The organism is Micromonospora chalcea, assembly GCF_028768405.1.
GTDB classification, from domain to species: domain Bacteria; phylum Actinomycetota; class Actinomycetes; order Mycobacteriales; family Micromonosporaceae; genus Micromonospora; species Micromonospora chalcea.
Genome location: NZ_CP118233.1, coordinates 2979206 through 2998064, shown reverse-complemented (window position 1 = coordinate 2998064; position 18859 = coordinate 2979206). Strand labels below are relative to the sequence as shown.

Sequence of the window (18859 nt, the reverse complement as noted above, 5' to 3'; positions counted from 1 at the left end):
GGCGAGGAGAACAGCGGCATGGCCGACATCGGACGTGGCTGGCACCGGCTGGCCGACCGGAACCCGGCGGTCGGATTCGTCGACGCGAGCCTGCGCGGCGCCGCGCAGGTGGTGCTCCAGAACAATCCGCTCAGCGGCCTGCTCATCCTGATCGCGCTGGCCTGGGGCGCGTTCGAGAACGGAACGCCCCGGGTGTTCGGCGGCGGCGTGCTCGGCCTGGTCGTGGGCACCGCGACCGCGCTGGCGCTGCGGGTCGACATGTCCAGCTGGCGCAAGGGCCTGTTCGGCTTCAGCCCGCTGCTGACCGGCCTCGCGGTGCCCACGTTCCTCGACCAGCGCCCGCTGATGTGGCTCTACCTCGTGCTCGGCGCGATCGGCACGGTGGTGGTCACGCTCGCCCTCAACGCCGTGTTCAAACGCTGGAACCTGACCGCCTACACGTTCCCGTTCGTGCTCACGACCTGGTTCCTGCTGATGGCGGCGTACCAGTTCGACAGGTTCACGGTGCTCACCAAGCTGACCCCGAAGTTCCCCGGTGAGGGATCCCTGACCGGCGGCACGTTCGACTGGGGCCTCATCCCGGTCTTCTTCAAGGGCGTGTCCCAGGTCTACCTGATCGAGAGCTGGGTCACCGGCCTGCTCATCCTCGTCGCCCTGCTGATCAACTCCCGGTGGTCGGCGCTGTTCGCGGTGATCGGCGCCGTCGGCGCGACACTGCTGGCGCTCTGGTTCGGCGCCGACGGCGCGTCCCTGGACAAGGGGCTGTTCGCCTTCAACGCGGTGCTGACCGCGATCGTGGTGGGCGCTGTGGCGCACCGTCCCGGCGCACTGGTCACCGTCTACACGCTGTTCGGAATCGCGCTGACGCTGCTCGTGCAGATGGCGCTGACCACCATGCTCACCCCGCTCGGCATCCCGGTGCTCACCGGGCCGTTCAACATCGCCACCTGGCTGTTGCTGCTGCCGGACCGGCACTTCGCGCCGGTGCCCAACCACGAACGGGTCAGGGACACCGTGATGCACACCGTCCGCGACTCCGTCCACCTGCGAGAGAAGGAGGGAAACCGTGTCCGCTCCGAACGCGGGTGACACCGCCTGGGTGCTCGTCTGCGCCGGCCTGGTCCTGTTCATGACACCGGGGCTCGCCGCGTTCTACGGCGGCATGGTCCGCACCCGCAACGTCCTGGCGATGCTGCAACAGAACATGATCGCGCTGGGCGTGGTCAGCCTGACCTGGGTGCTCGTCGGCTACACCATCGCCTTCGGCGACGACGCCGGCAGCGGACTGTTCGGCAACCTGGAACTGTTCGGGCTCGCCGACCTCAAGGTGCCGCCCGCGCCCAACCTGCACGTGGTCGACGGCCGGATCACCATCCCGACGCTGGCGTTCGTACTGTTCCAGATGATGTTCGCGGTGATCACGCCGGCGCTCGTCACCGGCGCCACCGCGGGCCGGCTGCGTTTCGGCGGCTGGGTGCTGTTCCTCGCGGTCTGGTCGGTGGTGGTCTACGCGCCGATCGCGCACTGGCTCTGGCATCCCGGCGGATGGCTGGCGAAGTTCGGCACCCAGGACTGGGCCGGCGGGCTCGTCGTGCACGCCAGCGCCGGCGCCGCCGTCCTCGCCGTCCTGCTCGTCGTCGGCCGGCGCCGGGACTGGCCGCACACCGCCGCGCCACCCAACTCGATCCCGCTGACCATCGTCGGCGCCGGCATCCTCTGGTTCGGCTGGTTCGGCTTCAACGGCGGCGACGGCCTGCAGGCCAACGGCCTGGCCGCGCAGGCCGTCCTCAACACGCACCTGGCCGCCGCCGCGGCGATGCTCGTCTGGCTGGCGCTGGAGCGCGTCACCGACGGACACAGCACCGTCGTGGGCGCGGTCTCCGGCGCGGTCGCGGGCCTGGCCACTGTCACCCCGACCGCCGGGTACGTCAACGCGGCCTCGGCCGTCGCGATCGGCGCGCTGGCCGGCCTGGTCTGCCACTTCGCGCTGAAACTGAAGTACCTGCTGCGCCTCGACGACGCGCTCGACGTGCTCGCCGTGCACTTCGTCGGCGGCATGCTCGGCACGCTCCTGCTCGGCCTGTTCGGCAACCGCGGCGTCAACCCGCTCGGCGCGGACGGGCTGTTCCTCGGCGGCGGGGGCGGCCTGCTGTGGCGCCAGCTCGTCGGTGTGGTGAGCGTGGTCGCGTTCTCCTTCGTCCTGACCTGGCTGATCGCCGCCGGGGTGCAGGCACTCATCGGCCTGCGTGTGCCGCCGGCCGATCAGGAACGCCTGGACCAGGCGCAACAGGGCGCCGACGCGTACCACCTGGGCGGGGTCACCAGCCTGACCGCGCCGGGCGCGCCCCGCCGCCGTGCCGCGGCGGCGCCGGCCGGCGAACCAGCAGTGCCACCAGGCCAGCGGGTACGGGTGGTCACCGCGCTGCTGGAACCGGACCCGGCGGCGAACAGCGCCGACCTGCGCGACGCGCTGCTGCGCGCGGGTGCGATCTCGGTCATCGTCAGCGACGCCGCCGTGGCGACGACGACACCGCAAGCGAGCCTGCTGCCGCGTGGTTACTGGCAGGAGCAGCCGTTGTCGGCCCGGTTGCGCGTCACGGTGCTGGTGGGCGCGGACGGGGTGGGGGCGGTGCTGGATGAACTGGACCGGATGGGGGCCAGGCGGAGCGACACGTTCGTGCAGGAGGCGGAACGCGTCCAGTCCTGACGGTCCGTCGACCGATGCCGGCGGACAGCTCACCGGAGAAAGTCACGACAGGCCCTCGTGACCTGTGTGGGATCGTTCTGGTGCCACTCAATCAACAGCGGCTGATGCCCTGAGGACCGGAATGGAGCCGATCTTCTGGGAGCTGAGGCTTTCCCAGCCTCACCGGAAGTTGAGCCTTGTCCGGGTTGGACTTGATGACGCGAGCGCTGCGCCAAGCGTCATGCGCCGTAAGCCGTTCTGCGGCCCGCTTGGCTCCAACGAAGTCGGGGATGCGCCCGTACGCGCCAGGGGGTAGCGCCTGAGCAGCCTGTTCCAACCGTGACCAAATGGTCTCACGCACCTCGCATTTCGCCTCATCGATGTTCATGTGGCCCCCTCACGACGACGTCAGAGCGAGCGCCCAGGGCGACCTCTGCCACAGTCGTCATCGGCTCACGCTGTCTCGTTCTCCCGCAGGTGCGGCAACATCTGACCTACCAGCCCAGGGGTGATCGCGAGGGTAGTCGTCGACTCGGCGCTGTACTCGGCCCCTCTGCTGTCGACGACGACGGCTCCCGCCTCACGGGCGATGGCCACCCCGGCTGTCATGTCCCAGGTGTGGTTGGAGAGGGTGATGGCGGCGTCGATCTTCCCCTCCGCCAACCAGACGAGATCCACTGCGGCTGATCCACTCATCCGCACGCGCTGCACCGTCGCGGCGAGCCGCGCCATAAGTGCCAGCCGGATCCGATTCTTGTTCGCGGCATCCGCTCCGACGGCGAAATCGCCGATCCCTACGACGGCTTCGTCCAGGCTGGTGGTGTCGCTCACCTTGACCGGATCGCCGTTCGCGAATGCCCCACAACCTTCGGCGGCCCAGTATCGAGCACCGAGGAAGGGTAGGTCCACGACGCCGAGGGCTGGACGTGTTCCGTGGAGTAAGCCGAGGGAGATGCCGCACAAGGGGATACCGCGCACGAAATTGATCGTTCCGTCGACCGGATCAAGCGTCCACTGCAAATCCCCGGTGCCGCTGACTCCCTCCTCCTCCCCGAGGAAGGCGATGCCGGGTGTCGCATCGCGCAGGAACGATCGAAGGTCTCGCTCAATCGCGTAGTCGACATCCGAGACGAGATCGCGGTCGCCTTTACTGGTAGAGGTGACCGGTGCCTGGCGGCGCATGAAGGTGGCTGCCCGACCAACAGCATCGAGGGCGACCGGCAGCAGCTCACGGTACGAGGTCACAATTGCCGGCTCCGCTCCCACTGAGAGTCGAAAATCTGCTCATACACCGGGTACAACCCCGTCGTGGGTTCTCGGCGTCGCATCACGAAGGTCGGAGAGTCGACCCCTCGGCTCGCGGGCAGGTATGCCTGGGCAAGGCAGAGGTCGTCGATGAGGAGCACGTTGAACCGAAGCGTCTCGTCGTAGAGGGCGAGCTGCACGTTGCCGTACAGGTCGCCCGACAGGCGGTCACGCACCCGCAACATCGTCTCGATGTTGAGCTTCGTCAGTGCCGCGAGCTGGCCGGCCGGGAAGCTCTCCTCACGTTCCCTGGCTTGGATCGCCGAGCCGTCAGGATCCAGGAACAGGCATCGGACCTGTGCGCCGCCTTCGATGAGCTGACGCCAGCGGTGATCGGGGTAGTGCTGGCACAGCAGGTTCAGGGAGAGTCCCATCGCTCGAACCTTTCGGGCGCCGTCCAGGATGCGATCCGCAGGCAGGTGCGCAGAGAGCTCCGCCCGATTGCGGAAAACCGCCGTGACGTCCGCTACTGAGGTGCCACCGTTCCCTTCCGCCTGGATATCGGCAGCACCTTGCCGCAGCTCGGCGGCATCTGCCAATCCCAAGCCTGACCGGAATCGCCGATGAACCTCGTTCCCCGCCCGCGCGAGCGCGGTGTCGAGCGCGGCCTGGATCTCCGGTCGAGGTTGCACCGCCTCCCGGCCGGCCTCCCACTTCGAGACGGTGCGCTCGCTGACGCCGAGGTGTTCGGCGAAGTCGCGGATGCTCATTCGCAGCGCGTGCCGCAGCATCCGGGTCTCCCGGCCGGTCCACTTCTGCATGGTCGTCATCGGCTCGCCTCCGAGTGCGTCGAGACCGGCCGCCAGCAGCTTAGCGGCTCGACTTCAGAGCTGGTACAGCGCAAGTGCAGAGCGTAGTCGTACCCGATGAGCCGCAAGCTGGCGAGGGTGGACGCATGGCCCGGGGCGGGTGCTGGGCTCCGGTGGGGCGTCACCCGAGCGCGTCCGCCGTCCCCGCCCGCCCCGGTGCCGCTCCGACTCTCGACGGAAGGGCTCTTCATGGCGGCGGTGCTGGACGACTTCCCGGTGTTCACCCCGGTCAGCGACGAGGACGTGGCGTTGGCCGTACGCGCGGTGGCGGTGCATGTGCCGGAGCGGTGGCCGGCGGGTCCACTGTGCCGCAGTGAGCGGGTCCCGCATCCGTGCCGGCTGGCCCGCTGGGGCCGCAGCACATTGCAGGCGGCCGGGCTCACCGAGGAGCGCGTGGACGAGTTGGTCGCCGCCGGCGACCCGGGCGCCTGGCCGTGGGCGTGACCGGGCTCGGGGCGTACCCGACGGAGAGCTGGCCCGGGTCGGCGGCGGTGCGTGAGGCGGTGGCCCGGTGGCTGCGGCTGGTGGCGGCGGACGCGGAGCTGGCGCCGTACCTCGTCGGGGTTGATCGGGCCCGGCTCGCCGGACACCTGGCGCTCACCCTCACGGTGGCGCTCGGCGGACCGGCGGGCGACATCGCCCGGCCAACGGCCGAGGCATGGCGCGGCCTGGGCCTGACCGAGGCGCAGCACCGCCGCGTGGTCGACTACCTGGCCGGGGTGCTCTGGGCGCTCGACGTGCCGGCAGGCTCGGTGACAGCGGCCCGGCGGGCCTTCTCGGACGAGGCCGGCTGGTGACCGCCGCCCTCGCCGCGTCGTGGTCCGTCACCATGCGGTACGCCCGCGAGGCGGCCGACCACTTCTGGTGCGCGGTCGAGGAGCGCTGCCCCGGGACGCTGCCGGAGCGGGAGGCGGCGGTGTTCCTCGCCGCATTCGGACGGCTGGTCAGCGGTGGCGACGACCCGGCCGGGCGGGCGGCGTTGTTGACCGTGCTCGGCCGGGCCTGTCGCCGCTACCGGCTGCTGCCGCACCAGCTCACCGTCGAGGCCGCGCTCGTCGCGACGGTGTCCCGGCAGGCGAGGTTGACACCGGAACTGGTGGCGGCCTGGGCTGGGGCAGCCCGGCGGGCCACGGCGGCGGTGAGCCGTGCGGTCGAGCAGGTCGGCGACGGCCCGCCCTGGTGGCCGGCGCAGGTCGTCGACCACGACCGGGCGGCCGACGGCATCGCCGTGGTGACCGTGCGCCCCTGGCGCCGCCTGGCGTTCCGGCCCGGCCAGGCGCTGCCCGTCTGCGCCGAGCGCCGGCCCGGCCGGTGGCGCTGGTACTCGCCGGCCAACGCTCCGCGCGCCGACGGCACCATCGAACTCCACGTCCGTGCCGTCGCCGCCGTCTCCCGCACGCTCGTGCACCGGGTACGCCCCGGTGACCGGATCTGGCTCGGCCCGCCCCGGTCGACCGGCCTGACCCTCGACCCGGCGTCGAAGGCGGGCCTGCTGCTCGTCGCCGGGGGGACCGGGCTGGCGCCGCTGCGCGCCCTGGTCGAGCAGGTCGCCGCCGCGCCGGCCGGTCGCCGGGTCACAATGGTGGTCGGCGCCCGTACCCTCGCCGACCTCTACGACCCGATCAGCCTCGACAAGCTTCAGAGCAGCAACGACTGGCTGACCGTCGTGCCCGCGTTCTCGCACGATCCGGTGGCGGAGGCGGGAGAGCAGGGTGATGCGCTCACCGTCGCGCTCGACCACTGGCGACCCGGCCAGGAGGTCTACCTGTGCGGGCCACCGTTGATGGTGGCCGGGTCGCGGCTGCGCTTGCTCGCCGGTGGGGTGCCGGCCGAGCGGATCCACCTGCCCGACGGGTTCGGCGTCTGATGGGCGTCTATCACAGCCGCAACGCGCTGGCCGGCCCGCTCACCGCGGACCGGCTCAGCGCCGTCGAGCTGCCCCGCACGTCACTGGGGCGGCGCGGTTACCGGACCGACGACGTCGACGCGCTGTTGCACCGGCTCGTCTACGAACTGGGGGAGCGGAGCCGGCTGCTCGATGACGCCCGGGACGAGAACGACCGCATCAAGCGGGCCCTGCGCGCCTGGCAGGCCGAGGTGCGGGAGGCTGCCGGTGTCGTCTGGTCTCCCGCGGCCATTCCAGGCGCACCGTCCCGTCCCGGCCCCGACGGTCGACGTGCGGGTGAGCGGTGACCCGGACGACACCGGTCGTGCCGCATACTGGCCCGGTGTTCACTCTCGCCCAGGCGCGACACCTGGTGGCCACGCTGCGGCCGCGCGTCGACGAGCTGATCCGGCTGCGGGCCGACCTGGCCGAGCTGCGTGTCGATCTGGCCGACCACGGCGTCAGCGCGCTCGGCGGGCTCGCCGAGGTGAAGGCCCTGGAGGCGCGGCTGCACGTGGTGGTGGACGAGTTCCACCAGCACGAAATCGCGGTCAAGGGGATCGCCCCGGTGCTGCTCGACTTCCCCGGTGAGCGCGACGGCCGGGCGGTGCTGTGGTGCTGGCTGGAGGGGGACACCGACATCAGGTGGTACCACCGGGTCGAGTGCGGATTCGCCGGCCGCCGTCCGGTCTGAGCCGGCCTGTGGGTGACGCGCGCCAGGCGGTGCCGTCCGACGCCGACGAGCTGGTGCGGCTGCGCGGGCTGATGCTCGCCGGAATGAGCGGCGCGCCGACGCCGCCGGGCCGCTGGCAGGACGTGGCCCGGGACAATCTGCGCGCCTGGCTGGCCGAGCCGGACCCGTGACTGGCCGCAGCGCACTGCTGGCCTGGTTCCGGGACCGGGGCGTGCGCCGGGTCGACCTGCGGGCCTCGGCGGCCGGTCGGCCGCTCTACCGTGCCCTGGGTTTCCGGGAGACCGCCGACCCGGCGATGCGCCTGACGTTCCCGGCGGAACAATCCTTCATCCCGCTCCGCGAGACCGGCAACGATTTGTAGGCGTAAGTCGCTATGCGCGCTGAACCGCAAATCGGTGATCTTCCATGCGCTGTGATCTTATTGATATCTATCTCTCACCACCACTTCACGCCTCCAGGAGTGCGACGTGCGGAGATCCCGTCTTGCCACCCTCGCCCTGACCCTGGCCGCCTCGGTCGGGGTCACTCTGTCTCTGGCCGCCCCCGCCCAGGCGGCCCCGTCCGACCGCTACGTCGCGCTCGGCGACTCGTACGCCTCCGGCGTCGGCGCCGACAGCTACACGTCCGAGAGCGGTAACTGCCTACGCAGCACGAACGCCTACCCGGCGCTCTACAACGCCAACATCAAGCCGGCGTCGTACCGATCGGTGGCCTGCTCCGGCGCCACCACGGCCGACGTCATCAACAGCCAGCTCTCCGCGCTCTCCTCGACCACCACGCTGGTCAGCGTCACCGTGGGCGGCAACGACGTGGGCTTCGCCAACATCATGAGCACCTGTGTGCTCCAGGGGGAGACCCAGTGCGTGGCGGCCGTGCAGTCCGCCATGAACGTGGCCCGCACCTCGATGCCGGGCCGCCTCGCCAACGTCTACAACGGCATCAAGAGCCGCTCGCCCTCGGCCCGCGTCGTGGTGGTCGGCTACCCGGTCTTCTACCAGCTCGGCACGACCTGTGTCGGGCTCAGCGCCACGTCCCGGGCGAAGATCAACGAGGGCATCAACCTGCTCGACGACATCACCCGCACGGCCGCCGTCTCAGCCGGCTTCAAATTCGCCGACGTCCGCTCCATCTTCGTCGGCCACCAGCTGTGCAGCGGCGGGACCAAGTGGCTGCACGCGCTCAACGTGCTGAGCCTGAGCAAGTCGTACCACCCGACGGCGGCCGGGCAGTCTGGCGGCTACTACCCGGTCTTCCGGTCCGCCGCCGGCTGACCCGGTCCGCGGCAGCGGCACGCCTCCCCGCGGGGGCGTGCCGCTTCGCCGTGTCCGGCGGCGGTGTGCCCGTCAGGCCGGCAGGACCTTCTCGATCGCCGCGCGCAGCTCGGGGTCCTCGGGGGTGACCTGCGGGGCGAACCGGGCGGCCACTGTCCCGTCCGGGGCGACGAGGAACTTCTCGAAGTTCCAGCGCACGTCGCCGGTGTGCCCCTCGGCGTCCGGCGTGGACACCAGTTCGGCGTAGAGCGGGTGCCGGTCCGGGCCGTTGACGTCGACCTTCTCCGTCAGCGGGAACGTCACGCCGTAGTTGACCTGGCAGAACTCCTCGATCTCGGCGGCGCTGCCCGGCTCCTGGCCGGCGAACTGGTTGCACGGCACCCCGAGCACCGTGAGCCCGCGCCCGGCGTACGTGTCGGCGAGTTCCTGAAGGCCCGCGTACTGCGGGGTGAGGCCGCAGCGGGAGGCCACGTTGACCACGAGCAGGGCGCGGCCGCGGTAGCGGCCGAGGTCGGCCGGTCCGCCGGTGAGGGCGTCGATCTGGACGTCGAAAACGGTCATGTGACGAGGCTACGGGCCGTCACGCGGACCGTACCGCGCCACCCGTGAAATCGACGCATCTACATCTTGACGAAGTGGTGACGGCGTGAGTAGCGTCTCAGCAATCAATTTGGAAACTTTCCTAACTATTGGAGGGACGCCGTATGAAGAGATCGCTCCGCCGGGCCCTGTGGGCCACCGGCGCCGTGGTCGCGCTCGCGGTCGCCGCGGTGCCCATGACCACCGCGTCGGCCGCCGGCAGCGTCACCGCCACCTTCGCCAAGGTGCAGGACTGGGGGACCGGCCACGAAGGGCGGGTGACCGTCACCAACGGCACCAGCTCCACCGTCAACGGCTGGCGCATCGAGTTCACGCTGCCCTCCGGCACCTCGATCAGCAGCTCCTGGGACGCCGACATCACCCGCAGCGGTGACCGCTACGTGGCTGTCAACAAGAGCTGGGCCTCGACGCTCGCCCCGGGCGCCAGCTTCAGCTGGGGCTACAACGGCACCGGCGGCTACAAGGCGCCGGTGAGCTGCACGATCAACGGCGGCACTTGCACCGGCGGCGGCACGCCGACGACCACCGCGCCGACCACGGCGCCGCCGACCACCGCGCCGCCCACCACGGCGCCGCCGACGACCGCCCCGCCGACCACGCAGCCGCCCACCACGCCGCCGCCCGGCGGCAAGAAGGTCGTCGGCTACTTCGCCGAGTGGGGCGTCTACGCCCGCAACTACCACGTCAAGAACATCCACACCAGCGGCTCGGCCGCGAAGCTCACCCACATCCTGTACGCCTTCGGCAACACCACCGGCGGCCGGTGCAGCATCGGGGACAGCTACGCCGACTACGAGAAGGCGTACACCGCCGCGGACAGCGTCGACGGCGTGGCCGACACCTGGGACCAGCCGCTGCGCGGCAGCTTCAACCAGCTGCGCAAGCTGAAGAAGATGTACCCGAACCTGAAGGTCCTCTGGTCCTTCGGTGGCTGGACCTGGTCCGGCGGCTTCACCCAGGCCGCGCAGAACCCGGCCGCGTTCGCCGACTCCTGCTACTCCCTGGTCAAGGACCCGCGCTGGGCGGACGTCTTCGACGGCATCGACGTCGACTGGGAGTACCCGAACGCCTGCGGCCTCCAGTGCGACAGCAGCGGCCCGAACGCCTTCAAGAACGTGGTCTCGGCGCTGCGGAGCAAGTTCGGCTCCAGCTTCCTGGTCACCGCGGCGATCACCGCCGACGGCAGCAACGGCGGCAAGATCGACGCGACCGACTACGCGGGCGCCGCGACGAACCTCAACTGGCTGATGCCGATGACGTACGACTACTTCGGCGCCTTCAACGCCCAGGGGCCGACCGCGCCGCACTCGCCGCTCTACTCGTACTCGGGCATCCCGCAGCAGGGCTTCTGGTCCGACGCGGCGATCCAGAAGCTGAAGTCCAAGGGCGTACCGTCCAGCAAGCTGCTGCTCGGCGTCGGCTTCTACGGACGCGGCTGGACCGGCGTGACCCAGGCTGCGCCCGGCGGCAGTGCCACCGGCGCGGCCCCCGGCACCTACGAGGCCGGCATCGAGGACTACAAGGTGCTCAAGAACAGCTGCCCGGCCACCGGCACGGTCGGCGGCACCGCGTACGCCAAGTGCGGCAGCAACTGGTGGAGCTACGACACCCCGGCGACCATCGGCGGGAAGATGAGCTACGCCAACAGCCAGGGCCTCGGTGGCGCGTTCTTCTGGGAGCTCTCCGGTGACACCAGCAACGGTGAGCTGATCGGCGCCATCAAGGGCGGTCTCGGCTGAGCCGAGGGCCGACGCACCACCCACCCGGCGGGGAGGGGCCGTACCGGCCCCTCCCCGCCCGCGTGCCGTTCTGGCAGAGCGCGCCGATCCGGGTCAGGATGGGGAGTCACCCGGCCGGCCGGGCCGGGTGTGGCACACTCGCCGCTCGACGAGTCCACGCGACGGGAGGACCGATGGATCGCAGCCACCGCGGCCGGTTCGCCGCGCTCGCCCTCGCCTTCGCGCTCACGCCGGCGCTGGCCGCCTGCGGCTCCGGCCCGGACGGCGCCGCCACCGCGCCCAGCGGCCGGGCGCCCGCCGAGGAGGCGGCGGCCAAGAGCCGGGAGCGCGTGCAGGCGTACCTCGACGCGCTCACCGCCCGCGACGCCGACGCCGGCCGCAGCCAGCTCTGCGCGCCCATGCACGCCGCCTTCGACGCCGCCGCCACCGGCCCGAACGGTGACTTCGCCGACCACTTCACGGTGCCCGAAGCGACGATCACCGACGTCCGCTCCGGCCCGAACGGGCAGGAGGTCAGCGCCTCCGTCACGGTGGCCGCCGGATCGCGCAAGGCCACCCGGTCACTGCTGTTCACGGTGACCCGTAACGGGGCGGACTGGTGCATCTCCGGCGAGGTTCCCGGCGACCGCACGGCCGACCCGTCCGAGCCGCCGCCGGCGGCGCGGCCCTCGCCGGTCTCCTCCCAGTGACCGGAACCATGCCCCTCGGCGACGAGTGATCGCGACGGTCGCCGTACGCTTTCCTCCATGCGCCATGAGTGGCATCAGCTGAGTCACCCCGCCGTGGGCAGCCCTGGCCTGCAGACCAGCCGCCCGACCGCCGACTCCGCCGAGGACGCAGCCCTCGGCCTCGACCGATGGCGGGAGCTGCCGCGCGCGCAGACCCCGCCGTGGGACGACCCGGCCCAGGTCGCCGAGGTCTGCCGGGTGCTGGACACGGTTCCCTCGGTGGTCGCGCCCTACGAGGTCGACCAGCTGCGGCAGCGGCTGGCCCTGGTCTGCGAGGGCAAGGCGTTCCTGCTCCAGGGCGGTGACTGCGCCGAGACGTTCGCCGACAACACCGAGAGCCACCTGCTCGCCAACGCCCGCACGCTGCTCCAGATGGCCATCGTGCTCACGTACGGCGCGTCACTGCCGGTGGTCAAGGTGGCCCGGGTGGCCGGCCAGTACACCAAGCCCCGGTCCCTGCCGACCGACGCCCGGGGGCTGCCCGCCTACCGCGGCGACATGATCAACTCGCTGGAGGCCACGCCGGAGGCGCGGGTCGCCGACCCGCAGCGCATGATCCGGGCGTACGCCAACTCGGCCGCCGCGATGAACATGCTCCGGGCGTACCTGGCCGGCGGCCTGGCCGACCTGCACGCGGTGCACGACTGGAACAAGGACTTCGTCCGGCAGTCCCCGGCCGGGGAGCGCTACGACGCGATCGCCCGGGAGATCGACCGGGCACTGGCCCTCATCCGGGCCTGCGGGATGACCGACGACGAGGCGCTGCGCACCGTCACGCTCTACTGCTCGCACGAGGCGCTGGCGCTGGAGTACGACCGGGCGCTGACCCGGATCTCCGACCACAAGGCGTACGGCCTGTCCGGGCACTTCCTCTGGATCGGCGAGCGGACCCGGCAGATCGACGGCGCGCACATCGACTTCATCTCCCGCATCGCCAACCCGATCGGCGTCAAGCTCGGCCCCACCACCACGCCGGACGAGGCGATCGAGCTCTGCGAGAAGCTCAACCCGGACAACATCCCCGGCCGGCTCACGCTGATCAGCCGGATGGGCAACCACCGGGTACGCGACGCGCTGCCGCCGATCGTGGCGAAGGTCACCGCCGCCGGCGCGAAGGTCGTCTGGCAGTGCGACCCGATGCACGGCAACACGCACGAGTCCTCGAACGGCTACAAGACCCGGCACTTCGACCGGATCGTCGACGAGGTGCTCGGCTACTTCGAGGTGCACCGCGGCCTCGACACCCACCCGGGCGGCCTGCACGTCGAGCTGACCGGCGAGGACGTCACCGAGTGCCTCGGCGGCGCCCAGGGCATCGAGGACCTCGACCTGCCCGACCGGTACGAGACCGCCTGCGACCCCCGGCTCAACACCCAGCAGTCGCTGGAGTTGGCGTTCCTGGTGGCGGAGATGCTCCGTGGCTGACGCGAGGAGTGAGCTTGCGAGCCCCGCAGTCGGCAGCCGAAGGAGGCTCCGTGGCTGAACTGATCGATCTGCGGACGGACACCGTGACCCGGCCGACGCCGGGGATGCGGGAGGCGATGGCCGCCGCCGAGGTGGGCGACGACGTCTACGGCGAGGACCCCACAGTCGCCGCCCTGGAGGCGGAGGTGGCCGCGCTGTTCGGCCACGAGGCGGCGCTGTTCGCCCCGAGCGGATCGATGGCCAACCAGATCGCGCTTCAGTTGCACGTGCCGCCCGGCGACGAGTTGCTCTGCGACGCCGACGCGCACGTGGTCACGTACGAGGTGGGGGCCGCCGCCGCGTACGGCGGGATCTCGTCGCGGACGTGGCCGGCGGTGGGCGCGGACCTGGACCCCGACGTGGTCGCCGGGATGATCCGGCCGGACGGCTACTTCGCGGTGCCGACCCGCGCGATCGCGGTGGAGCAGACCCACAACCGGGGCGGCGGCGGGGTGATCCCGCTGCCGACGCTGCGACGCATGCGCGAGGTCGCCGACGAGCACGGGGTGGCGCTGCACTGCGACGGTGCCCGGATCTGGCACGCGCACGTCGCGGACAGGGTGCCGCTGGCCGGGTACGGGGAGCTGTTCGACACGCTCTCGGTGTGCCTCTCCAAGGGCCTCGGCGCGCCGGTCGGCTCGCTGGTGGTGGGCAGCGCGGAGAAGATCGCCCGCGCGCGGGTCCTGCGCAAGCGGATGGGCGGTGGCATGCGGCAGGTCGGCATTCTTGCCGCCGCCGGCCGGTACGCGCTGGCGCACCACGTCGAGCGGCTCGCCGAGGACCACGCGAAGGCGGCCCGGCTGGCCGAGGCGGTCGCCCCGCACGGGGTGCTCGCGTCGGTGGTGCGGACGAACATCGTGCCGCTGGACCTGACCAAGCACCCTCTCGACGCGCACGCGCTGGCGGCGGCCGCGCGGGAAGCCGGCCTGCTGATCTCGGTGCTCGGCCCGCGTACCGCCCGGTTGGTGACCCACCTGGACGTCACCGACGAGCAGATCGACAGCGCCGCCACCATCCTCGACACCGCCCTGCGCGCCTGACCCTCCGGCAACGCCGTGGCGAGGGCGGGAGGAAACGGCTGTGTCAGGGGCGCAGGCGTTTGAGGGCGGCGATGTCGGCGGCGTGGCCGACGTGCTTCTCCGTCGGGGTCTCCACCAGCACCGGTACGCCGGCGGCCGCCGGATGGCGCATCAGCTCGGCGAACGCCGGTTCGCCGATGGTGCCCTTGCCGATGTTCTCGTGCCGGTCCCGGGTGGAGCCGCACAGGTCCTTCGAGTCGTTCGCGTGCACCAGCCGCAGCCGGTCGGCGCCCACCGTGGCGACCAGCGTGTCGAGCGTGGCGGTCATGCCGCCCTCGGCGGCCAGGTCGTGCCCGGCCGCCCAGGCGTGACAGGTGTCGAAGCAGACGCCCAGCATCGGGTGCCGGTCGACCGCGTCGAGGTAGGGGCCGAGGTGCTCGACCCGGGACGCCAGTGACCGGCCGCCCCCGGCGCTCGGCTCGACCAGCAGCATCGGCCCGCCGGTGGCCGCGGTCTCGTCGAGCAGCGGGAGCAGCGACTCCCGGACCTGCCGCAGGGCCGCCTCGGCGTGCCCGGCGTCCACCGAGCTGCCGGCGTGGAACACCACGCCCTCGGCGCCGATCGCCCGGCCCCGCCGCAGCGCGTGGGCGAGCGTCTCCGCCGACCTGGTGACCGTCGCGGGGGTGGGGGAGCCGAGGTTGACCAGCAGCGACGCGTGGATGAACACGGGCAGGCCACGCTCGGCGCAGCCGTCGCGGAACAGCGCGTCCTGCGCCGGGTCACCGGCCGGCAGCGCCCAGCCACGCGAGTTCGAGACGTAGACCTGCACCACCTCGGACTCGGCCGCATCCGCGTACGGCAGGGCCGCCCGCGCCAGGCCACCGGAGGTGGGGGTGTGCGACCCCACCGGCCGGCACCCGTTCGCCGCGCTCACAGGCACGTCACAGTGATCGTGGTGCCCGGCGGCACCGGCGTGTTCTCGGCCGGGTTCTGGATCCGGACGATGCCGTTCGGGTTGAGCTGGATGTTGACCGGGAAGCCCTGGCTCTCCAGCGTCTGCTTGGCCTGCTGGCAGGGCATGTCGACCACCCGGGGCACGGCCACCTGCGGCGGGCCCTTGCTGATCTCCAGCTTGACCTGGGCGCCCTTTTCCACACCGGTGCCGTCGGCCGGGCTCTGGCCGAGGATCTCGTCCTTCGGCTTGTCGGACTCCTTGACGTTCTCCACCGGCTTGAGCCCGAGCCGCGCGAGGATGGCGCGCGCCTCGGTGAGGCTCTTGCCGACCAGGTCGGGCACGCTCACCGGGGCGCGGCCCTTGCTGAGGATCAGCGTCACCTTGGCCCCGGGCTTGACCTCAGTGCCCACCTTCGGGTCGGTGGCCAGCACGACACCCGCCGGCAGCGCGTCGTCGTAGCGGGAGCTGCCCTTGGCCGCGACCAGGTTGAGACCCTCCAGCTCCACCTGGGCGAGCGCGAAGTCCTTGCCCACCACGTCCGGCACCGGCAGGCGCTCCGGACCGAGCGACAGGGTCAGCGTGATCGTGCCGCCCTTGACGATCCGGGCGGCCGAGCCCGGCGCCTGCCCGAGCACGGTGTCCTTCGGGACGTTCTCGTCGTACCGGGGGTCGGCGTAGCGCAGCGTGAAACCACCGCGCTGGGCCTGCGCCTCCGCCTCGGCCTTGGTGAGGCTCACCATCTGCGGCGCGACCGTGTAGCGGCCCACGCCGAACCACCAGCCGCCGACGGCGGCGACCAGGCCGAGCACCACGACCGCCGCGGCGACGGCCAGCCGGCCGCGCGGCGAACCCATGATCCGGGTACGCAGGGCGGCGAACCGGGCGCCCACCCCCTCCGGTTCGGCGGCGCGTCGGCGGTGCGGGCGCTGCGTGGCGGCGCCCTCGGGCAGCCGGGCCCACGACGGGCGCTCGATCGGCTGCAGCGCGGCCACCACCTGCGTCGGCTGGCTCAGCACCGCCGTGTCGTCGCTGAGCTGACGCAGGACAGTGGTGTGCGTGTGCGGGTTGCCCAGTTCCTCGCGGGCCGCCTGCACCTCGGTCAGCAGCGCCGCGGCGTCGGCCGGACGGGCGGCCGGGTCGCGCCGGGTGGCCCGGGCGACGAGCGCGTCGACGGCCGGCGGCAGCGCCGGAACCAGCGTGGACGGGGCCGGCACGTCCCGGTCGACATGCTGCCAGGCGACCTCCACCGGGCGGTCGCCGTCGTAGGGCACCCGGCCGGTGAGCATCTCGAACAGCACGATGCCGGCCGAGTAGACGTCGGTGCGCGGGTCGGCGTGGCCCTGGGTGACCAGCTCCGGCGCCACGTACGCCACCGTCGCCATGAGCTGGTTGCCGTTCTCGTCCTCCGCGCTCGCCTCGACGGCCCGGGCCAGCCCGAAGTCGGCCACCTTGACCACGCTGTCGACCAGGTCGCGGCTGCCGCCGGCGGGCACCTCGGCGACCAGGACGTTCTCCGGCTTGACGTCGCGGTGCACCAGGCCGGCCCGGTGCGCGGCGGCGAGCGCGGCGAGCACCTGCTCGGTGATCGCGAGCGCCTCGTCCGGGTTCAGCCGGCGGCGCTCGGCGAGCACGTCACGCAGCGTGCGGCCGCGCACGTACTCCATCACCAGGTACGGCAGGCCGGCGTGGATGCCCTGGTCGTAGACCGCCACCACGTTCGGGTGGGTGAGCCGGGCGATCGTCTTCGCCTCGTCGGTGAACCGCTCGACGAACCCGGCCATCCGGGCCCGGGCCTGCGGCGCCTGGGTCGGGTGAATGATCTTGACCGCCACGGTGCGCTCCAGGCGCTCGTCGGTGGCGGTGTACACGGTCGCCATGCCGCCACGGGCGACGCGACCGCGAATGCGGTAGCGCCCCTCGATCAGCGAGCCCAGCAACGTGTCGGCGACCTGTGTGTCCATCGGCAGGCAGTCTATGTGTCGGAAGGGTGAACGTAGAACAGGATGCTACCGCCGGGTTGGGACACCGGTGGCCCGGCGCGCTCCGGCGCAGGTCGGGGGGTGCCGTGCACCGGATCCGGCGGGCACGTGGCAGGGTGGTCGGGTGACCGATTCCGTACCCGCCGAGACCGGCGCCGACCTGGCCGGACCGGCCGACCCGGCCGGCTGGCTGACGCTGCCCGACGTGGCCGAGCGCCTGGACCTGTCGATCAGCAAGGTGCACCAGATGATCCGCGACCGCGAGCTGCTCGCGGTGCGCCGCGACGGCGTCCGCCGCGTCCCGGCCGACCTGGTGGCCAACCGCACCGTGCTCAAGCACCTGCCCGGCGTGCTCAACCTGCTCGCCGACGCCGGGTACGACGACGAGGAGGCGCTGCGCTGGCTCTACCGGGAGGACCCGTCGCTTCCCGGCACCCCCGCAGTGGCCCTCGGCGGCGACCTGGCCCGCGAGGTCAAACGCCGAGCCCAGGCCGTGGCCTTCTAACCCACACCCCACCCACCCACCCCCACCCACCCCGTCGATCATGAAGTTGGCGGCGAAGTCGATCTCCAAAAGTGCCGCCAACTTCATGATCGACCGCTTCGGAGGCGGGGGACAGCGCGGGGGGAGTGGTTGTCAGGCGGGGCGGCGGGTGGCGGCTATGGCCAGGTCCACCAGCGCCTGGCGGGCCTCGGTGTCCAGGTCGACGGCGGTGAGCGCGGCCAGCGCGCTCTCCGTGAGCGCGGTGATGTGCCGTTCGGCACGCTCCAGCGCGCCGCTGGAGGTGATCAGCTCGCGCAGCCGGTCCACCCCGGCCGCGTCCAGGTCCGGTACGCCCAGCCCGGCCAGCAGCGCCTCCCGGCCGGCCTCGTCGAGCGTCTCCAGGGCGGCCGCCACCAGGTACGTCCGCTTGCCCTCGCGCAGGTCGTCACCGGCCGGCTTGCCGGTCAGCTCCGGGTCGCCGAACACGCCCAGCACGTCGTCGCGGAGCTGGAACGCCTCACCCAGCGGCAGCCCGTACGCGGAGTAGGCGGCGTGCACCTCGGGCGGGGCGCCGGCCAGCGCGGCGCCCAGCAGCAGCGGCCGTTCGACCGTGTACTTCGCCGACTTGTACCGGGCCACCTTGGCCGCCCGGTCGAGCGAGGTGTCAGCGGTCGCCTGGGTCAGCACGTCCAGGTACTGCCCGACGGTCACCTCGGTGCGCATCTCGTCGAAGACCGGCCGGGCCCGGGCCACCGTCGCCGGCGGCAGGCCGGAGGAGTGCAGCAGCTCGTCGGACCAGACCAGGCACAGGTCACCCAGCAGGATCGCGGCCGAGTCGCCGAACGCGTCCGCGTCGCCGCCCCAGCCGGCCGCCCGGTGCCGGGCGGCGAACCTGCGGTGCACCGCCGGCTCGCCCCGCCGGGTGTCCGACCGGTCCATCAGGTCGTCGTGAATCAGCGCGCTGGCCTGCACGAACTCCAACGCGGCCAGGGCGGCGACGACCTGGTCGGAGTCGACTCCGCCGGCGCCCCGGTAGCCCCAGTAGCCGAACGCCGGGCGCAGCCGCTTGCCGCCGCCCAGCACGAACGCCTCGATCGCCTCGGCGACGGGCAGCAGGCCGTCGTCGACGGCGGTCAGCCAGCCGCGCTGGCCGGCCAGGAACTCGGTGAGCGCCTTGTCGATCCGCTGACGCAGGCCGGCACGGTCGACGGGGGAAACGGGAGCAGCGTGGGTCACGCCAC

At 72.1% G+C, this 18859-nt stretch carries 21 protein-coding genes; 15 read left to right on the top strand and 6 right to left on the bottom strand.

The features are described 5' to 3' along the window. The first annotated feature begins 18 nt into the window (after positions 1-18). Together yut and PVK74_RS12740 are read left to right on the top strand one after the other, a co-directional pair. The gene (gene yut / locus PVK74_RS12745; protein WP_274479112.1) at positions 19-1089 is read left to right on the top strand and encodes an urea transporter; all 1071 of its coding nucleotides are present in this window, start codon (positions 19-21) and stop codon (positions 1087-1089) included. After that, the gene (locus PVK74_RS12740; RefSeq protein WP_274479111.1) at positions 1067-2707 is read left to right on the top strand and encodes an ammonium transporter; all 1641 of its coding nucleotides are present in this window, start codon (positions 1067-1069) and stop codon (positions 2705-2707) included. Before yut ends, PVK74_RS12740 begins: the two co-directional genes overlap by 23 nt. A 432-nt stretch (positions 2708-3139) precedes the next feature. Here the strand turns inward: PVK74_RS12740 and PVK74_RS12735 are convergent, their stop codons facing one another. Together PVK74_RS12735 and PVK74_RS12730 are read right to left on the bottom strand one after the other, a co-directional pair. Then, positions 3140-3931 carry an inositol monophosphatase family protein gene (locus PVK74_RS12735; RefSeq protein ID WP_274479110.1) on the bottom strand — a complete coding sequence of 264 codons (792 nt, stop codon included), beginning with the start codon at positions 3929-3931 and terminating at the stop codon, positions 3140-3142. Further along, complete coding sequence (locus tag PVK74_RS12730) at positions 3928-4761, bottom strand: DUF5919 domain-containing protein (protein ID WP_274479109.1); 834 nt, start codon at positions 4759-4761, stop codon at positions 3928-3930. The genes PVK74_RS12735 and PVK74_RS12730 overlap by 4 nt, the downstream gene beginning before the upstream one ends. A gap of 228 nt (positions 4762-4989) precedes the next feature. Between PVK74_RS12730 and PVK74_RS12725 the strand changes: the two genes are divergently transcribed. The 8 genes from PVK74_RS12725 (at position 4990) to PVK74_RS12690 (ending at position 8650) form a co-directional block, all read left to right on the top strand. Further along, positions 4990-5244, top strand: a complete 255-nt coding sequence (locus tag PVK74_RS12725) for a hypothetical protein (protein ID WP_043331086.1) — start codon at positions 4990-4992, stop codon at positions 5242-5244. After that, entirely contained in the window at positions 5235-5597 is a 363-nt protein-coding gene (locus tag PVK74_RS12720) for a globin family protein (RefSeq protein WP_244206187.1), read from the top strand. The genes PVK74_RS12725 and PVK74_RS12720 overlap by 10 nt, the downstream gene beginning before the upstream one ends. Then, on the top strand, positions 5594-6667 hold the full coding sequence (locus PVK74_RS12715; protein WP_274479108.1) for an FAD-binding oxidoreductase: 1074 nt from the start codon (positions 5594-5596) through the stop codon (positions 6665-6667). The genes PVK74_RS12720 and PVK74_RS12715 overlap by 4 nt, the downstream gene beginning before the upstream one ends. After that, complete coding sequence (locus PVK74_RS12710) at positions 6667-6993, top strand: DivIVA domain-containing protein (protein WP_043329425.1); 327 nt, start codon at positions 6667-6669, stop codon at positions 6991-6993. The genes PVK74_RS12715 and PVK74_RS12710 overlap by 1 nt, the downstream gene beginning before the upstream one ends. Before the next feature lie 35 nt (positions 6994-7028). Next, entirely contained in the window at positions 7029-7379 is a 351-nt protein-coding gene (locus PVK74_RS12705) for a DUF2203 domain-containing protein (protein WP_041784221.1), read from the top strand. An 8-nt stretch (positions 7380-7387) separates the two neighbouring features. Beyond that, positions 7388-7549 (top strand): hypothetical protein, encoded by a 162-nt coding sequence (locus tag PVK74_RS12700; protein ID WP_198033323.1) that lies wholly within the window; start codon positions 7388-7390, stop codon positions 7547-7549. Next, positions 7546-7740 carry a GNAT family N-acetyltransferase gene (locus PVK74_RS12695; RefSeq protein ID WP_043329426.1) on the top strand — a complete coding sequence of 65 codons (195 nt, stop codon included), beginning with the start codon at positions 7546-7548 and terminating at the stop codon, positions 7738-7740. Before PVK74_RS12700 ends, PVK74_RS12695 begins: the two co-directional genes overlap by 4 nt. 106 nt (positions 7741-7846) lie before the next feature. Beyond that, positions 7847-8650, top strand: coding sequence for an SGNH/GDSL hydrolase family protein (locus tag PVK74_RS12690; protein WP_043329427.1), 804 nt, complete (start codon positions 7847-7849; stop codon positions 8648-8650). A 72-nt stretch (positions 8651-8722) separates the two neighbouring features. On the opposite strand, the gene PVK74_RS12685 is transcribed toward PVK74_RS12690, so the two are convergent. After that, a complete protein-coding gene (locus tag PVK74_RS12685) occupies positions 8723-9211 on the bottom strand; it encodes a glutathione peroxidase (RefSeq protein ID WP_274479107.1) in 489 nt (162 codons plus the stop codon). 143 nt (positions 9212-9354) lie between these two features. Here PVK74_RS12685 and PVK74_RS12680 point away from each other — a divergent pair, with 143 nt between their 5' ends. From PVK74_RS12680 to PVK74_RS12665, 4 genes are all read left to right on the top strand, one after another. Next, a complete protein-coding gene (locus tag PVK74_RS12680) occupies positions 9355-10989 on the top strand; it encodes a glycosyl hydrolase family 18 protein (protein ID WP_187693125.1) in 1635 nt (544 codons plus the stop codon). 173 nt (positions 10990-11162) lie between these two features. After that, the gene (locus tag PVK74_RS12675; protein ID WP_166457808.1) at positions 11163-11678 is read left to right on the top strand and encodes a hypothetical protein; all 516 of its coding nucleotides are present in this window, start codon (positions 11163-11165) and stop codon (positions 11676-11678) included. A 57-nt stretch (positions 11679-11735) separates the two neighbouring features. Continuing rightward, entirely contained in the window at positions 11736-13142 is a 1407-nt protein-coding gene (locus PVK74_RS12670) for a class II 3-deoxy-7-phosphoheptulonate synthase (RefSeq protein ID WP_064445207.1), read from the top strand. 59 nt (positions 13143-13201) lie between these two features. Continuing rightward, positions 13202-14221, top strand: coding sequence for a threonine aldolase family protein (locus tag PVK74_RS12665; protein WP_104114584.1), 1020 nt, complete (start codon positions 13202-13204; stop codon positions 14219-14221). Between the two features lie 43 nt (positions 14222-14264). Here PVK74_RS12665 and PVK74_RS12660 read toward each other — a convergent pair whose 3' ends face one another. Together PVK74_RS12660 and pknB are read right to left on the bottom strand one after the other, a co-directional pair. Then, positions 14265-15134: a deoxyribonuclease IV gene (locus tag PVK74_RS12660; RefSeq protein ID WP_187693126.1), complete on the bottom strand. Its 870-nt coding sequence runs from the start codon at positions 15132-15134 to the stop codon at positions 14265-14267. Next, on the bottom strand, positions 15131-17116 hold the full coding sequence (gene pknB / locus PVK74_RS12655; RefSeq protein ID WP_064445208.1) for a Stk1 family PASTA domain-containing Ser/Thr kinase: 1986 nt from the start codon (positions 17114-17116) through the stop codon (positions 15131-15133). The genes PVK74_RS12660 and pknB overlap by 4 nt, the downstream gene beginning before the upstream one ends. A gap of 142 nt (positions 17117-17258) precedes the next feature. On the opposite strand from pknB, the gene PVK74_RS12650 reads away from it, so the two are divergent. Continuing rightward, complete coding sequence (locus PVK74_RS12650) at positions 17259-17639, top strand: Rv2175c family DNA-binding protein (RefSeq protein WP_043329433.1); 381 nt, start codon at positions 17259-17261, stop codon at positions 17637-17639. Positions 17640-17771: 132 nt separating this feature from the next. Here the strand turns inward: PVK74_RS12650 and PVK74_RS12645 are convergent, their stop codons facing one another. Continuing rightward, positions 17772-18854 carry a polyprenyl synthetase family protein gene (locus PVK74_RS12645; RefSeq protein ID WP_043329435.1) on the bottom strand — a complete coding sequence of 361 codons (1083 nt, stop codon included), beginning with the start codon at positions 18852-18854 and terminating at the stop codon, positions 17772-17774. Positions 18855-18859: the final 5 nt, after the last annotated feature.

Bases quoted from the DNA above. Each gene is read 5' to 3' on its own strand.
- yut (WP_274479112.1), top strand. From the start codon at position 19: ATGGCCGACATCGGACGTGGCTGGCACCGGCTGGCCGACCGGAACCCG.
- PVK74_RS12730 (WP_274479109.1), bottom strand. From the start codon at position 4,761: ATGACGACCATGCAGAAGTGGACCGGCCGGGAGACCCGGATGCTGCGG.
- PVK74_RS12725 (WP_043331086.1), top strand. From the start codon at position 4,990: ATGGCGGCGGTGCTGGACGACTTCCCGGTGTTCACCCCGGTCAGCGAC.
- PVK74_RS12710 (WP_043329425.1), top strand. From the start codon at position 6,667: ATGGGCGTCTATCACAGCCGCAACGCGCTGGCCGGCCCGCTCACCGCG.
- PVK74_RS12685 (WP_274479107.1), bottom strand. From the start codon at position 9,211: ATGACCGTTTTCGACGTCCAGATCGACGCCCTCACCGGCGGACCGGCC.
- PVK74_RS12680 (WP_187693125.1), top strand. From the start codon at position 9,355: ATGAAGAGATCGCTCCGCCGGGCCCTGTGGGCCACCGGCGCCGTGGTC.
- PVK74_RS12675 (WP_166457808.1), top strand. From the start codon at position 11,163: ATGGATCGCAGCCACCGCGGCCGGTTCGCCGCGCTCGCCCTCGCCTTC.
- PVK74_RS12670 (WP_064445207.1), top strand. From the start codon at position 11,736: ATGCGCCATGAGTGGCATCAGCTGAGTCACCCCGCCGTGGGCAGCCCT.
- pknB (WP_064445208.1), bottom strand. From the start codon at position 17,116: ATGGACACACAGGTCGCCGACACGTTGCTGGGCTCGCTGATCGAGGGG.